Genomic DNA, 14,570 nt, shown 5'->3' on the forward strand with positions numbered 1-14,570 from the left:
TCGCCGGTGGATACCCAGACGGTCAATCAGGCAGCCACGACGACCGCGTTGACTTCGGCGCCGGACCCGTCCGTCTTCGGTCAGGCCAAGACCCTTACCGCCACGGTCACCGCCGTCAGCCCGGGAGCCGGCACCCCCACCGGGACGGTCAGCTTCTTCGACGGAGCCACCCTCCTCGGCACCAGCACCCTCAGCGGCGGCGTGGCCACCTTCTCCGTCTCCAACCTGGCGGCGGGGTCGCACTCGCTGACCGCCGTCTACAGCGGGGACACCAACTTCACCGGCTCCACCTCACCGGTGGACACCCAGACGGTGACCAAGGCAAACACCACAACCACCGCGAGTTCAGCCCCCAACCCGTCCGTCTTCGGACAACCGGTGACCCTCACCGCCACCGTCACCCCCGTGGCACCGGGAGCCGGCACCCCCACCGGAACCGTGACGTTCTTCATCGGCGGCATCCCCCAGGCACCCGTCACCCTCTCCGGCGGCGTGGCCACCCTGACCGTCTCCAACCTGCCGGTCGGAACACGAACCATCCGCGCCACCTACAACGGCGACACCAACTTCAACACCTCCACCTCCACCACCAGCAACCAAACCATCCACAAAGCCAACACCGCCGCCACCCTGACCTCAGCCCCCGACCCGTCCGTCTTCGGCCAGGCCAAAACCCTCACCGCCACGGTCACCGCCGTCAGCCCGGGAGCCGGCACCCCCACCGGGACGGTCAGCTTCTTCGACGGAGCCACCCTCCTCGGCACCAGCACCCTCAGCGGCGGCGTGGCCACCTTCACCACCTCCACCCTCGCCATCGGCACCCACCCCCTCACCGCCGTCTACAACGGAAGCGGCAACTTCAACACCACCACCTCACCCGTAGACACCCAAACCGTCACCCCGTGACCCCGTTATGCCGCAGCGGTGCCCCGGCCAGGCTCTCCCGACGCCGACCGGGGCACCGCTGCGGGCTGCCCGCCCGGATGCTCACGTTTCCGAAGGCGTACGGGCTGGCCGGGCTGCGCGTCCTGAGGGGTCGGCTGCCGGGTGCGGCAGGCTACGGCCTGTCGTGATCCACTTCTCTTGATCGGCTTGTCTGCCTTGCCCGTTGCCTGCGCCCGTCCGATCTTTCTGCGTGCCGCCGAGCGCGAGCGGCTAAAGAAGATGGCTTACGGCCACAAGACCGAGTACCGGCTGCGGATGCGCGCGCAGGTGGTGCTGCATGCCGCACGCGGCCGTTCCAACGCGCGCATCGCCCGGGAGACCGGCCTGCATCTGGATACCGTGCGCTGCTGGCGCGACCGGTTCGCCGATCGGGGTCTGGGGGCTGAGGAACAACGGAACGAAAACCGGCGCTAAGCCTCGATCGCCGCTAGTGGGCGGCTGACGGGTCGTCGGCGTTGGGGCGGTGGTGAAGTTCTCCCACAGATAACGCCCTATTATCTGCGGTATCACTGAGCGCGACCTGCGGGGACGTCTTCCGCACGCTGCGCGAAGCGGCCCTGTTATCTGTGGCAAGGGAGAAGCGGTGCCGACCGTCGTCCAGTTGCCGGCCGGGAAGGCGGTGACCGTCCGGGCGGCGGCCGACGCCTTCCTCGGCTCGCTCGGCAATCCGAACACTGTCCGCAGCTACGGCATCGCCGTCGGGAAGACGGCCGAGCGGATCGGCGAGGGCCGCCCGCTCGCCGTCGTCGCGGACGACGAGATCGGCGAGGTACTGGAGCTGCTGTGGGGCAGCTCGGCGGTGAATACCTGGAACGCCCGACGCGGTGCGGTGCTCTCGTGGACGAGCTGGTGCGCCGAGCGCGGATACGAAGGGCCGGCGGTCCCGGCCTGGGCGAAGCGCCTGCCGCCCCCGGACTCCGACACCCCGGTGCACTCGAAGATGGCGATCGACCGGCTGATCGCCCGACGGGACGTCCATGTGCGGGAGAAGACGCTGTGGCGGATGCTCTACGAGACGTGCGCCCGCTCCGAGGAGGTCCTGGACGTCAACATCGAGGAGCTGGACCTGGCCGGGCGCCGCTGCCTGGTGAAGTCGAAGGGTGCCCGGCCGAAGGTCCGCCGCCGCGGCGGCGCCCGCTCCGACTTCGTGCTGGAGACGGTGTACTGGGATGCCGGCACCGCCCGGCTGCTGCCCCGGCTGCTCAAGGGCCGCACCCGCGGGCCGGTCTTCACCACCCACCGCCGCCCCGGCCCCGGCAAGGTCCTCTCCGCGCGTGACATGTGCCCGGACACCGGCCTGGTCCGCCTGTCCTACGGGCAGGCCCGCGCGCTGCTGGACCAGCACACCGCCGTGCGCGGACCGGGCTCCGGGTGGGACCTGCACGAATGGCGACACTCTGGGCTGACGCATCTGGGCGAGCAGGGCGCGTCCGAGCTGATGCTGATGGCCAAGTCCCGGCACAAGAAGGCGGACAACGTCCGCCGCTACTTCAAGCCCTCCCCGGAGTCGATCTCCGAGGTGACCAGCCTGCTCGCGCCCGGCGACAGCCGACGCTGAAGGGGGTGCGCGACAGACACCGCGTATGAGTTGATCACGTTGCACACGCTACTGAGGTTGAACTGTTGATGTCGGAGTCTGGTTGATCATATTGACCAGCGGGGCGCCGGTGCCGTGCGTGGCCGGGGGATCGTCAGGCTCCGTCGAAGCAGAGGCAGAAGGGGAGCCGGCAGGATCGTACAGCACCCGGACGTGCTCCTGCGGCTGGACTTCGCGCGACGGTGGCTCCCAAAGCCACCGCCTCGGGCACGGCCGTGTCCAGGTCGCCCACCTGGAAGTCGAAGTGGATCATCGGGCGCTGGTCTCCTTCGACGGGCGGCCAGACCGGCGGACGGGGCTACCCCGGGCGGAGGCTACGTCGGCACCATGGCCAGGCCGATCTGGGCCGCCGCGTAGCCCCCGTAGTTGCCGCCGTTGGTCGGCGTGCACAAAGGTGACGTGAGCCGGTAGCCGGTGCCACTGCTCGGGGAGGTGACGGAGATCGTGGGGCTGCCGAAGAACGGGCTGTGCACCTCGGCCGTGAACTGCGCGACCTGGTTCGAGCCCTGGGAGCCGTTCAGGTCCGTCACCTGGAACCCGTAGCTGCCCGAGTTCAAGCCGACCCCGCAGCTCTGGTAGGCGCCGAGGTAGCTGTCGCCCGTGGGACCGCTGAGGCGCAGCAGATCGGGCGTCAGGTTGGTGAAGGTGAGCCAGCCGTCGTAGACCTGACTGTTCGTGGCGAAGGCCCAGCCGCCGCCGGACCGGAAGAACTGCTCCGGCCTGACACCGTAGCCCCACACGTAGCTCTGCATCGTCAGCTCGGCCGGGAACACCTCGGCGTTGGTGATCTCGGCGATCCAGTACGTCCACCCGCCCGACTGCCACATCGCCCACGACGGGAGGTCGGAGGGGTAGTAGTCGGGGTCGGTGGTCTCCGCGACGTAGATCTGGTACTTGGCGGCCAGCAGCATCTGCATCATGGACACGTCGTAGCCGGGCGTCGCCGCAGCGATCAGGTCGGCCGCCGTCTCCGGACCCCAGTACAGCGTGTCGGGCCGATCGGGGTCCAGGGTCAGCGGGTAGACGCTCTGCAGCATTCCCCAGTCCTGCAGGATCGCGGTCTCCAGCGTGCCCATCGCGCCGAGCAGGCCCTGGTAGTTGTTGTCGAGCTCGGTCCAGAGGTCGACCACCGTGACCTGGAACGGGTCGGGAGAGATGCTGCCGCCGCCGGAGGAGGCGGCCAGCCCGATGTTGATCCCCGTCTCCATCAGGTTCCCCAGCACCGGCCACCCCGGCGTCGCCGACTGAGCGCTCATCGCGGTGTAGGCGACGCCGCCGAGGATGGCCAGGATGATCCCCGCGACGTTCTCCTGGTCCGATCCCACGGTCAGTCCGGCGGCCTCGATGTAGGCGTTGAGCGCGGCGCTGTCGGCTCCGAAGAGCGTGTTCTGGAAGGTCGCGTACTGGCTGAACACGTAGCGGGTGTTGCCCGCGTAAGAGATCTCGGTGAGCAGCTGATTGCGGACCGCGTCCCAGTCCCCCTGGGAAATGCCGTCCGGTGCTTGGTTCCAGGAGGCGATCTTGTTGCCGTAGCTGTCGATGTCGGCGCTCAGGTCGACGTACGTCGCGCGCAGCGACGGGACGCCCAGCCGGTTCTCGATGCAGGTGTACGCGGTTTCCTTGTCGTCGGTGAACTCGGGGAAGTCCTCAGGCGTCTGCTGCAGGATCGCCTGCAGCGGCGTGGCCGGGGTGGTGTACCAGGTGTAGCTCGCGCTCGGAGTGCCGGGTGCTGCCACGACGGGGTCCCCGGCGTCGTGGGTGACCGGACCTCCGGTTCCTCCGGACGGGCACAGGAAGTCACCCGAGGAGGCGCTGCGGATCTGGTTAGGCCTGCTCAGGTCCCACACCTGGGTCAGCGGCAGGGGGTCCCGCTGCGTGTCCACGGTGACGTAGTTGCCGCCGTCCCCGTCGCTCGGGCCGCCCAGGGTGAGGACGAGATTGTCGCCCTGGGCGCTGAGGATCCGCCCGTCGGGCGTGATCTGCCACAACTGGGACGCGGCAGCGGTCTGCTGCGTGTACGGCCAGATGATCAGCACCGCGCCGGGGTCGGTGCTGTTCGCGTCGACGCTGATCAGGCAGTCGGCACCGCCGGTGTCCGGGAGCGCGCTCTGGAAGCAGACCCAGGAGGGCGCTGTCGTGCTGCCCGACACCGGGGGTGCCAGAAGGGTCCAGTGCTGCAGGCGCCACGGATCGTCCCCTTCCGGGCTGAGCACGGCGCCGAAGCGGCCGTTGGTGCGTGCCAGCGTCGTGAGGACGCCGCCGTTCGCCCGGTTCGCGATGTGACCGTCACCGGTCACGCTCCAGAACTGGTGGGGATGGGCGCGGTCCCCGGCGACGGCGGTCGTGATCCGGTTCTGCGAGTCGTCCCAGGCGATCGCGTACCCGTTCAGCCCGCTGATGAGGCGGCCGTCACCGGTCATGCACCACAGCTGACTCCGCGCATCGGTGCCTTCCATCGGCCGCAGGATGATCGGGGTGCCGGGGCCCGGGTCGTCGGCTTCCAAGCCGAACACGAAGGGCTGCTCCTGGGGGTGCTTCAGCCCTTCCAACTCCTCGGCCTGGCTCGCGATGTAGAAGAACTGATGCGTCGGGGGCGTCACCGTCGTCATCATTCACCACCGTTCCTGGTGCAGCAGGAGCTCCGCTCGGCGGGCTCGTTCCACCGGAGCCGGCGCGAGCGGTCACCTCTTCAGTGGACCTCGTGGGCGACATCGCCGCAATTGGGGGCCACCAACTGCCTGGCGCCGGAGGCCGAGCGGAGCGGAAATGCCCGCACCGCCCGGCCTCCGATGCGACACAATCGCCGCTTGATAGGCAGGCCGTGGCCGGGTTCGAGGCTGGTGAGAAGAATCGGGAGATCGCTGCCGCATCGCGGGTTTCGGAGCGCTCGGTGGAGCGCTGGCGCCGGCAGCGGCGGGGGCGTGGTGAGGCCGGGGTCGTCTCGAAGGGATCGCCGGGGCGCCGGAGGCTGAGTGCCACGCAAGTCGAGAGACTTGAGCGGGAGCTGGAGCGTGGGCCGCCGGCACACGGGTGGGAGGACCAGCGGTGGACGCTGGCCAGGATCAAGACCCTCATCGGGCGCATGTTCCATGTGAGCTACACCGTGGAGGGCACGTGGGCGTTGCTCAAGCGCCACGGCTGGTCGTGGCAGCAGCCGACCCGGCGGGCGATCGAACGTGACGAGGGGCCGTCGAGTTGCGGAAGGAGGAGGTGTGGCCCGCGGTAAAAGCGCCGCGGCGGTTCGCGGAGCGTGGCTGGTCTTCGAGGACGAAGCCGCGCAGACGCTGAGACCGCCGCGTGCCAGAAAGTTCCGCGTCCACCGGGGCCGGAAAGGCGAGCCGAAGGCATTCACCAGGCAGGACTACCGGGACCTGATCATGCGGGCCCGCACCCAGCTCGGCGGCCCGATCGTGCTGGTCTGGGACAATCTCTCCGCCCATCTGATGCCACCGATGAGGGAGTTCATCGCCGCGAACAGCGAATGGCTGACGGTCTTCCAACTCCCCTCGTACGCACCGGATCTCAATCCGCAGGAGGGAATCTGGGCGCTGCGAGGGATCGGCAACCTCGCGGTCGTCAACGTCGACCACCTGGCCAAGGCCGTCAAGCGACGCCTCAAGAAGATCCAGTACCGCCCCCACCTGATCGACAGCTGCCTCACGAGCGCCGGCCTGATCATGGACAGCTGACCACGACCAGACCCGACATCACGCCTTCAAGTTCAGTAACCGACGGAGCCGACCACCGGCCGGGGCGGGCTCACGCTTCCTCGGGGGCGTCGGGGTCGCGCAGGGGCCGCAGGCCGCCGGGCATCTCGGGCAGCTGGAAGGAGTAGCGGCCCAGCATGTTGATGTGGTGCCGCACGAACGGGGACAGGCGTTCGACGTCCTCGTCGCGGACCTCGGAGCCGTCGGCGCGCAGCTGGGTGAGGGCGGCGTCCATGTAGCGGGTGTTGAACAGCAACGAGGGCGTTGAGGACCAGGCCGCGCGCCGATCTGGTCCTCCATGCCTTCCTGGTAGTTCTGGTAGAGCTGCCCGGACCGGCCGTGGAAGATCTTCCGGGCCAGGGCGTGGCGGCCCTCCTGGAGGTTGGCCCGAGTCTTGATCGGGCGCCGGTAGCCGGGTTCGTCGGCCAGGCGCAGGATGTGGAGCGACTTCGAGATCCGTCCGTAGTGGGCGATGGCGTCGCCCAGCGGGGTCGGTCGGCCGTCGCGGGACAGCATCCGGATCACGTCGTAGGCGCGGACCGCTCCGGTGTGGATGGAGCCGATGATCCGCAGGATGTCCTCCCACTGGCGCTCGATCCGCGCGAGGTCGATCCGCCCGCGGGCCGCGTTCTGGAAGGGGCCGTAGTCGGCGGTGCGGTCGATGCGCCACATCTTCTGGTCGGGCAGGTCGGCCAGTTGCGGCGCGTAGGTGTAGCCGGTCAGGGTGAGCAGGCCGAAGACGATGTCGCTGTAGCTGGCGGTGTCGGTGACGATCATCTCGGGGCGGCGGCCGCCGTCGCGGTCATAGAGGACGTCCAGGACGTACAGGGAGTCGCGCGGGGTGCCGGCCACCACCTTCCCGCCGAGTCCGGCGGCCTGGTCGTTGACCAGGTTGAGCCAGGTCGCGCCCGCCCGGGTGCCGCCGCCGCGGGTGGAGGTCCCGAAGTACTTCGGGTTCGGCCGCGCGTACACCGAGGGCACCGGAACGACGAACCGCATCCCGTCGACCGAGGCGACCAGGCCCCCGCCCCATGCGCTGGCGAGCGGGATCTGGGCCTGCGCCGTGATCAGGGCGGCGTTGGCCTGCCGGTAGGTCGACAGCCGCAGGTAGGTCTGGTCGACGTGGGAGAGCCTGCCGTACTTCAGCGCGTCAGCCCCGCTGATGACCGGGGTGTAGCCGACGTTGCAGCCGTGCGCGACCAGCAGCGCGGCGATGCTCACGTGCAGGTCCCGCAGGCGGGCCTCGCCGCCGGTGACCGAGGTGAACGCCTGGTCCGCCCCGGTCCAGGAGAACACCTCCAGCAGCACCTCCGGCAGGTCTACCCTGGGCAGCATCGCGTTCACCGCCGCCCGCAGTGCCGTCAGCGAGGCCGGTTCGGGCTGCGGCTCCAGCGCGGCGAAGTGCAGCCGCCCTTCGTCGTCGAAGACGATCTGCGTGTTCGCAGGGAGCCGGGAGGCCACCTCCCGGTAGGTGCCGTCCAGCAGCGCGGCGCGGGCGGCCAGGTGCTCGCCCGCGGTCCCGGGCAGTCCGAGGGAAGCCAGCACCGTCGGCTTGGCCTGCTCCCACGTCTCGCCGGCCAGCAGCTTCGCCCGGGGGTACCCCACTTGGAGGAGTTCTTCGCGAAGACCTCCTTGCGCCGCAGCATCGAGTGGGCCTGCTCCAGCACGCAGAACGTGTACGCCTTCCAGTCCACCTCGCCGCGCTCCAGGTGCGGCGCCGCCAGGACCAGCCGCTTCCACGAGCCCGTCAGCAACTCGGTGTCGATCTCTGCCGCGCCGACCTTCTTGCGACCCATCAGGTCCGGCAGCGCGCGCAGCGCCTTCAGCACGGGCAGGCCCTCGGGGGTGGCGCCGAAGTCGACCACCTCCACCAGCAGCTTCAAGAACGGCCGCACCGTGCCGAAGCGGGTGACCAGCATCGCCCGCCACGCCTCGTCCGCGTCCGAGTCCAGCGGCGGCGTCAGCTCGAACAGTGCGGCGATCGCCGCGGCCAGCTCCTGGCGCGGGACGACAGCCTCGATCTGCTCCCACATCGCCTCCAGGGTCTCCACCTTCGGCCCGGTGATCTCCCCGGTGTCGGTGTCGACCTGCTCGGCTGTCACCTCGAACACCACCGCGAAGGCGGTGGCCAGCTTCGCGCCGGCCCGCTCGACCTTCGGCAGCGTCTTGAGCTTCTCCTTCGCGCTCTCCCGCTCCGCCCGCGCCAGCAGCTTGGTGGAGATCAGCACCTCCAGCAGGTCCAGGGCGTCATCGACGGCCCGCGACGTCAGGTAGATCGCGGTGGCCAGCAGCGTGGCCAGACGCCGGGAATCACCGTGCCGCCGCAGCAGCGACGCCTTCCCGTCCACGCCGTACCGCGAGAGCTCCGCCAGTCGCCGTGGCGGGATCCCGGACACGTCCAGCGCGCCCAGGCCCAGGGCGATGATCTCCTCCGCCCGCTCCAACGCGGTCCTCATCTGCGGCCCCGACACCCGCGCCGGGCCGCGCCGCAGCCGGTCCAGCTCCGAGCCCCGGGCCCCGGGCGGCACCATCAGCAGTGAGTCCAGCACTCCGCGCTGGCCCACGGTCAGCAGCCCGTACAACGTGTCCCACAGCCGCTGGTTCGCCGCCTCGCGCACCGACGCCACCAGCCGGGCCAGAGTCGTCACCCCTGGCAGCAGCACCCGACGCTCCCGCAGCTACCCCACCGCCGCGTCGAACAGCGCCTTCGGGCCCTCGCCGGTCGTCCAGGCCCGCGCGTCAACCCACGACCGCAGCTCCGCCTCCGCCTCGGCGAACTCCCGGTACCCCAGCAGCAGCCGCAGCTCCCGCATATGGTCGAGACGGGTGTTCTCCCGCTCCCCGTACGCCTTCAGCACCGAGGTGTCCTTGATCCCCAGCTGCTCGGCCAGGTACTCCACGACCTCCACAGGAACGTCGGCCGGGTCGTCCAGGAACACCCCGAGGTAGCGCACCGTCGTCAGCTGGGCCGCGAACCCGAGCCGGTTGTGGACCCGCCGCTTCGACTCCACCAACTCCCGGTCCACGTCGTCCAGGAAAAAGAATCGCTCCAGCTCCGCGCGGGCCGGCGCTCCTCGGGACGCCGCATACCCCGAAGCCTGCTCATCTGTCAGAAACTCGACCGGCACCCCGGACCTCCAGGCAATTGATCAACACGACCGCCGAAGGTTCAACCACTTCAGAACCGCAGGTCAACGGGCCCCGGGGAGCAGACAGGGCTTAGCGCCGGTTTTCGTTCCGATGTTCCTCAGCCCCCGGTCTGGCCGCTCTGAGCGACCGTGAGCGGTCCGGGCGGCCGCCGTCGTACACGCCGTTGCAGGTGGCCGAGGCCAAGGCGCTGGCCTGCCGGCTGCCTGCCGAGACCGGGGTACCGCTGGCGCGCTGGTCGTGCCCGGAGCTGGCCGCCGAGCTCGCCGCGCGCGGCATCACCGGCCCCGTCTCCGCCTCCACCGTGCGCCGCTGGCTGAGGGACGACGCGCTCAAGCCCTGGCAGCACCGCTCCTGGATCTTCATCACCGACCCCGGCTTCCGTGCCAAAGCCGGGCGTGTGCTGGACTTGTACGCCCGCACCTGGCAGGGCGTCCCGCTCGGCGCCGACGAGTACGTCATCAGCGCGGATGAGAAGACCTCGATCCAGGCGCGCTGCCGCTGCCACCCCACCCTCGCCCCGGGCCAGGCCCGCGCGATGCGGGTGAACCACACCTACGGCCGCGGCGGCGCGCTGGCCTACCTGGCCGCCTACGACGTCCACGCCGTGCGGGTGTCCGGCCGCACCGAGCCCCGGACCGGCATCAACCCGTTCATGAACCTGGTCGCCCAGGTCGTGGGCCAGGAGCCGTACGCGAGCGCCAAGCGCGTGTTCTGGATCGTCGACAACGGCTCCTCCCACCGCGGGCAGAAGGCCGCCGACCGACTCGCCGCGGCGTTCCCGAACGCGGTGCTCGTGCACACCCCGGTGCACCCCTCATGGCTGAACCAAGTGGAGATCTACTTCTCCGTAGTACAGCGCAAGGTTGTCTCACCCAACGACTTCACCGACCTGGCCCAGGTCACCGACCGGCTCCGAGCCTTCGAAGACCGCTACAACGCCACGCACAGCCGTTCCAGTGGAAGTTCACCACCTCCGACCTGGACGATCTGCTGGCCAGGCTCGACCAGCACACCGCCGACCACCCAGAAGAATCCTCCGCCGCCGCAGCATGATCAACCCCCGAAGGATTTACGAAGCCAACCACTTAAAGCTCCTAACGCAACATTGGTAGTCGTGTCCTCCGGACGGATGCGCCGGTTGCTTGGGTATGGGCAAGCGGAACCCTCAACCCTGGCTGGTTGACGATGAGTTGTGGTCGAGAATCGAGCCGTTGCTGCCATCGAAACCCGATGGTCAGCGGCGGCCGGGGCGGAAGAAGGCGTTGGAGGACCGCAAGGTGCTGTGCGGCATCTTGTTCGTCCTCTACACCGGCATCCAGTGGGAATGGCTGCCCGGCGAGCTCGGGTTCGGCTCGGGGATGACCTGCTGGCGGCGGCTGCGGGACTGGAACAACGCCGGAGTGTGGCAGCGGCTGCACGAGGTGCTACTGGACGAACTGCGGGCCACCGAGCGCCTGGACTTGTCGCGGGCGGTGATCGACAGCTCCCACGTCCGGGCGCTCAAGGGCGGCCCAAAGCCGGACGGAGCCCGGTCGACCGAGGTCGGCCGGGCTCCAAACACCACGTGATCTGCGACGCCACAGGCATTCCGCTGGCTGTGACGCTGACCGGGGGAAACCGCAACGATGTCACCCAGCTGATGCCCCTGCTGGAAGCGATCCCGTCCATCCGCGGCAAACGCGGCCGGCCCCGCAAGCGACCGAAGGAGGTCTACGCCGACCGAGGCTACGACCACGACTGCTACCGCCGCCAGGTCTGGGCAAAGGGCGGCAAGCCGGTCATCGCCCGACGCGGCACCGAACACGGCTCCGGCCTGGGAACCAAGCGATGGGTCGTGGAACAAACGATCGCGCTCCTGCACTGGTTCGGCCGCCTGCGCATCCGTTGGGAAACTCGAGACGACATCCACGAGGCGTTCCTCAAACTCGCCTGTTCACTGATCTGCTGGCGACGCCTGCAAAACACGTCGCGTTAGGAACTCTTAGCGTCGGGGTGGCCGCGCGTCGCACGCGGAGGCATGTCCTGGCGGGGCGGGCGCGGGCGTGCGCCGCCGGGCCCGCGCGGGGATCGCCTTCGCCGCTGATGAGGAGTTCTGCCATGCCCGCTCGTACGCTCAAGGACAAGGTCGTCGTGGTCGGCGGCGCCTCCCGGAACCTCGGCGGCCTGATCAGCCGGCAGCTCGGTGAGCACGGGGCCAAGGTCGTCGTCCACTACAACAGCGACTCCTCGCGCGCCGACGCGGAGGAGACGGCCGCCGCGGTCAAGCAGGGCGGCGGCGACGCGGTGACCCACCAGGCCGATCTGACGCGGGTGGCCGGGGTCGAGGGGCTCTTCGACGCGGCCGTGGACGCGTTCGGTCGGGTGGACGCGAGTGTGAACACCGCCGGCATGGTGATCAAGAAGCCGGTGACCGAGACCGCGGAGGACGAGTACGACCGGATGTTCGCGGTGAACTCCAAGGCCGCCTACTTCATGATGCGCGAGGCCGCCAAGCGCATCGACCGGGACGGCTCGATCATCACCGTCGTCACTTCCCTGCTGGCCGCGTACACCGGCCTGTACTCGGTCTACGCCGGCAGCAAGGCACCCGTCGAGCACTTCACCCGCGCGCTGTCCAGGGAACTCTTCGGGCGCAACATCAACGTCAACAACATCGCCCCGGGGCCGATGGACACCTCGTTCTTCTATCCGGCCGAGACCGATGACTCCGTCGCCTATCACAAGTCCTCGTCGATGAACGGTGAGTTGACCAAGATCGAGGACATCGCTCCGCACGTGCTCTTCCTGCTGACGGACGGCTGGTGGCTCAACGGCCAGACGCTCTTCGTCAACGGCGGTTACACCACGCGCTGAGGAGGCCGGGCAGGGGCCGGGCCGCGCCCCTGCCCCGTATCCGACTGCTCCGCCCGCCGCGCCCGTTCAGGCCGTCCCCGCCGCCCGGCGGAGCAGGGTGGTGAGGACGGGCCCGGTGTGCGTCCAGAGGAGGGCGCCGCCGGTGTCCGGTACCAGGTGGCGGCGGGCGCCGGGGATACGGGTGGCCAGGAGCGCGCCGTGGTCGGGGGAGTGGCTGGTGTCGTGCGTGCCGTACCAGAGGTCCACCGGGACGGCGATCCGGTCGAGCCGGAACGGCCAGCGGCCCATGGCCAGGACGGTGTCCCGGGCGTAACCGGCCGCCGCTCCCCGGGCGAAGCCCTCGTCCAGTGCGCGGCGGTAGGCGGCCGCGAAGTGCGGCTCCCGATAGACGGCGAGGTCGCAGTCGGGGCTGTTCCCGTGTACGAGGTGCCGCATCGCGTCCGCCGTGAAGCCCCCGAAGAACGTCTCGGCACCGGCCGGGTCGGTGGCCGTCCGCTCGACCAGCGCTCGTATCTCGGGTGGCAGCGCGGCGGCGAACTCCGGTGCGGCGACCTCGTCGGCTCCGGAGACCAGCGCCACCGCGCCGGCCACCCCCGCTTCCGCGCAGGCCAGCGCGAAGGGCGCGCCCTGGGAGTTGCCGATCAGGGGAGGGCGACCCAGACCGCGTACGGCCGCCAGGTGCGCGAGGTCGGCGGCGAAATCCGCGAAGCCGCGGCCGGGCAGCGGTGAGGAGGCTCCCAGGCCCGGGCGGTCGACGGACACCAGCCGTATGCCGAGGGCCGCGACCGCGTCCGGGCCGCAGCCCAGCCACCGGCTCGTTGCCGCACCGGGACACAGCAGTACCGGAATGCCATCCTCCGGGCCCCACTCGGCCCAGCCGAGCAACCGGCCGTCGGGCAGGGGCGTTTCACCGAGGCGGGCGGGGGCGGTGACATAGGTGTTCATGATCGCCATGATGCGGACCGCCCGGCCCCGGCCGCACGGCATTTTCGGCGAGCCGCCGGTGCGGGGCGCGTGCGGCGGGCGCGGGGCGGTGCCGGGCGGGAAGCGGCGGACGTCCGACCCGTACGGCGTCACGCTGCCGGAGGCTGCTCCTCCGCCGTGCCGGGGGCGCGCCCTCCGTAGACGCTCAGGCCGTAGATGGCCAGCACGTCCAGCGCGATGATCAGCACCGACCACACCGGGTACGCGGGGAGGAAGAACATCTGGGCGAAGGCGTTGAGGCCCAGGACCACGACGCCGAACCAGCGGGCCGCCTCCGATCCCGTCGAGAGCACGCCGCCCGCGGCCGCGCCTTGCAGGATCCCCAGCGCGAGCATCAGCCAGCCGAAGGACCGCAGATCGCCCAGGACGAACTGGGCATTGCCCACGAAAATGCGGGAGTTGACGATCGCCGCGATGCCGTCGAGGCCGTTGAAGAGCGCCAGCAGCGCCAGCATCACCCCGGCGAACATCACCAGTCCGTGGGGCTCGCCCCCGGCGGCCGGTGCCGCCGCTCTCCCGTAGCCCGGGTGGGGTGTACCGGACGGATGGCCGGTCGCTGAAGTCATGGGAACCTCCGTGGTCGAGGGCTGCGCCGCCTCCGGCGCGGGGCCGACCGGGCCGGGACGGGCGCGTCCGCGCGCGCCGCGCCGGACCGTCGCGCCTCCGTACGCCCGGACCGGGCACGTCACTCGGGGCAGCCGTCCATTTCAGCGTCGCAGGGACGGTCCCGGGCCGCCACCGCTTCCGTCACTGCTGGCGGTGGCGCCAGCCGTCGTCCGCCTCCGCCCACTCCTTCTCCCACTGGGCGTAGCGCCGGCGGTTCAGCAGCCGGACGCCGGCCCGGTGCACGCCGAACACCAGCAGACCGGTGCCGGACGCGGCCACACTGCCCGCCACCACGCTCTCGGCCAGCGAGTCGGTGGGGTTGCCGGGGTCCCGTACGAGCGCCCCGCCGCGGTCCAGCCAGACGGTCGTCCGGTCCCCGACGTGCACCCCGGTCGGCACCGTCGTCTCACCGGACCGTACGGAGTGGTCCGCGGCGCTCCAGCGGACCACCGCCTGCGCCCGGCCGCCCGTGCTGCTCCCGCTGTCGACACCGATCCGGGCCGCGGGCTCCTTCGCCACCACCGCCGGGACGGCGTGCCACCCGGCGCTCTGCCGGTGCGCCGCCGCGTCCACCGCGTCCGCGGTCAGCACGCCCGCCGCCGGCGCCGCCACGGCGATCAGCGCCCCCGCGACCAGCGCCATCCACGACTGGGCCACATCCGTGCCCCGCCGCAGCGGACCGCGCCGCCAGGGCGGCCGGAGCTTCCCGAAAGGCATCACGCACGCAC

The 14,570-nt window shown here is 70.4% G+C and carries 10 protein-coding genes and 3 pseudogenes; 7 read left to right on the plus strand and 6 right to left on the minus strand.

The features are described from left to right. The 3 genes from MUU72_RS26225 to MUU72_RS26235 form a co-directional block, all read left to right on the plus strand. On the plus strand, nucleotides 1–906 hold a 906-nt coding region (locus tag MUU72_RS26225), incomplete at its 5' end, for an Ig-like domain-containing protein (RefSeq protein ID WP_248015874.1). Nucleotides 907–1,083: 177 nt separating this feature from the next. Next, nucleotides 1,084–1,359 carry a helix-turn-helix domain-containing protein gene (locus MUU72_RS26230; protein ID WP_248015875.1) on the plus strand — a complete coding sequence of 92 codons (276 nt, stop codon included), beginning with the start codon at nucleotides 1,084–1,086 and terminating at the stop codon, nucleotides 1,357–1,359. 169 nt (nucleotides 1,360–1,528) lie between these two features. Then, nucleotides 1,529–2,503, plus strand: a complete 975-nt coding sequence (locus MUU72_RS26235; RefSeq protein ID WP_248015876.1) for a site-specific integrase — start codon at nucleotides 1,529–1,531, stop codon at nucleotides 2,501–2,503. A gap of 133 nt (nucleotides 2,504–2,636) precedes the next feature. Here the strand turns inward: MUU72_RS26235 and MUU72_RS35700 are convergent. Next, nucleotides 2,637–2,798: pseudogene (locus tag MUU72_RS35700) on the minus strand (VOC family protein); the annotation flags it as partial. 58 nt (nucleotides 2,799–2,856) lie between these two features. Next, on the minus strand, nucleotides 2,857–5,154 hold the full coding sequence (locus MUU72_RS26240; RefSeq protein WP_248015877.1) for a ricin-type beta-trefoil lectin domain protein: 2,298 nt from the start codon (nucleotides 5,152–5,154) through the stop codon (nucleotides 2,857–2,859). Between the two features lie 122 nt (nucleotides 5,155–5,276). On the opposite strand from MUU72_RS26240, the pseudogene MUU72_RS36030 reads away from it, so the two are divergent. Beyond that, a pseudogene (locus tag MUU72_RS36030) lies at nucleotides 5,277–6,231 on the plus strand (winged helix-turn-helix domain-containing protein). Between the two features lie 70 nt (nucleotides 6,232–6,301). On the opposite strand, the pseudogene MUU72_RS26255 reads toward MUU72_RS36030, so the two are convergent. Then, a pseudogene (locus tag MUU72_RS26255) lies at nucleotides 6,302–9,377 on the minus strand (Tn3 family transposase). A 140-nt stretch (nucleotides 9,378–9,517) separates the two neighbouring features. Here MUU72_RS26255 and MUU72_RS26260 point away from each other — a divergent pair. From MUU72_RS26260 to MUU72_RS26270, 3 genes are all read left to right on the plus strand, one after another. Next, nucleotides 9,518–10,582, plus strand: coding sequence for an IS630 family transposase (locus tag MUU72_RS26260; RefSeq protein ID WP_443743066.1), 1,065 nt, complete (start codon nucleotides 9,518–9,520; stop codon nucleotides 10,580–10,582). Beyond that, nucleotides 10,548–11,374, plus strand: a protein-coding gene (locus MUU72_RS26265; protein ID WP_248015880.1) for an IS5 family transposase whose coding sequence is annotated in 2 segments (ribosomal slippage) — nucleotides 10,548–10,911 and nucleotides 10,911–11,374 — 828 coding nt in all. Because the reading frame shifts where the segments join, the coding sequence is not laid out codon by codon here. Before MUU72_RS26260 ends, MUU72_RS26265 begins: the two co-directional genes overlap by 35 nt. A gap of 122 nt (nucleotides 11,375–11,496) precedes the next feature. Then, nucleotides 11,497–12,252 (plus strand): SDR family oxidoreductase, encoded by a 756-nt coding sequence (locus MUU72_RS26270; protein ID WP_248015881.1) that lies wholly within the window; start codon nucleotides 11,497–11,499, stop codon nucleotides 12,250–12,252. A gap of 66 nt (nucleotides 12,253–12,318) precedes the next feature. On the opposite strand, the gene MUU72_RS26275 is transcribed toward MUU72_RS26270, so the two are convergent. From MUU72_RS26275 to MUU72_RS26285, 3 genes are all read right to left on the minus strand, one after another. After that, nucleotides 12,319–13,197: an alpha/beta fold hydrolase gene (locus MUU72_RS26275; protein WP_248015946.1), complete on the minus strand. Its 879-nt coding sequence runs from the start codon at nucleotides 13,195–13,197 to the stop codon at nucleotides 12,319–12,321. 128 nt (nucleotides 13,198–13,325) lie between these two features. Beyond that, nucleotides 13,326–13,802, minus strand: coding sequence for a DUF7144 family membrane protein (locus tag MUU72_RS26280; RefSeq protein ID WP_248015882.1), 477 nt, complete (start codon nucleotides 13,800–13,802; stop codon nucleotides 13,326–13,328). Between the two features lie 181 nt (nucleotides 13,803–13,983). Then, nucleotides 13,984–14,559 (minus strand): Rv1733c family protein, encoded by a 576-nt coding sequence (locus MUU72_RS26285; RefSeq protein ID WP_248015883.1) that lies wholly within the window; start codon nucleotides 14,557–14,559, stop codon nucleotides 13,984–13,986. Nucleotides 14,560–14,570: the final 11 nt, after the last annotated feature.

Source organism: Streptomyces rhizoryzae, assembly GCF_023155275.1.
GTDB lineage: Bacteria > Actinomycetota > Actinomycetes > Streptomycetales > Streptomycetaceae > Streptomyces > Streptomyces rhizoryzae.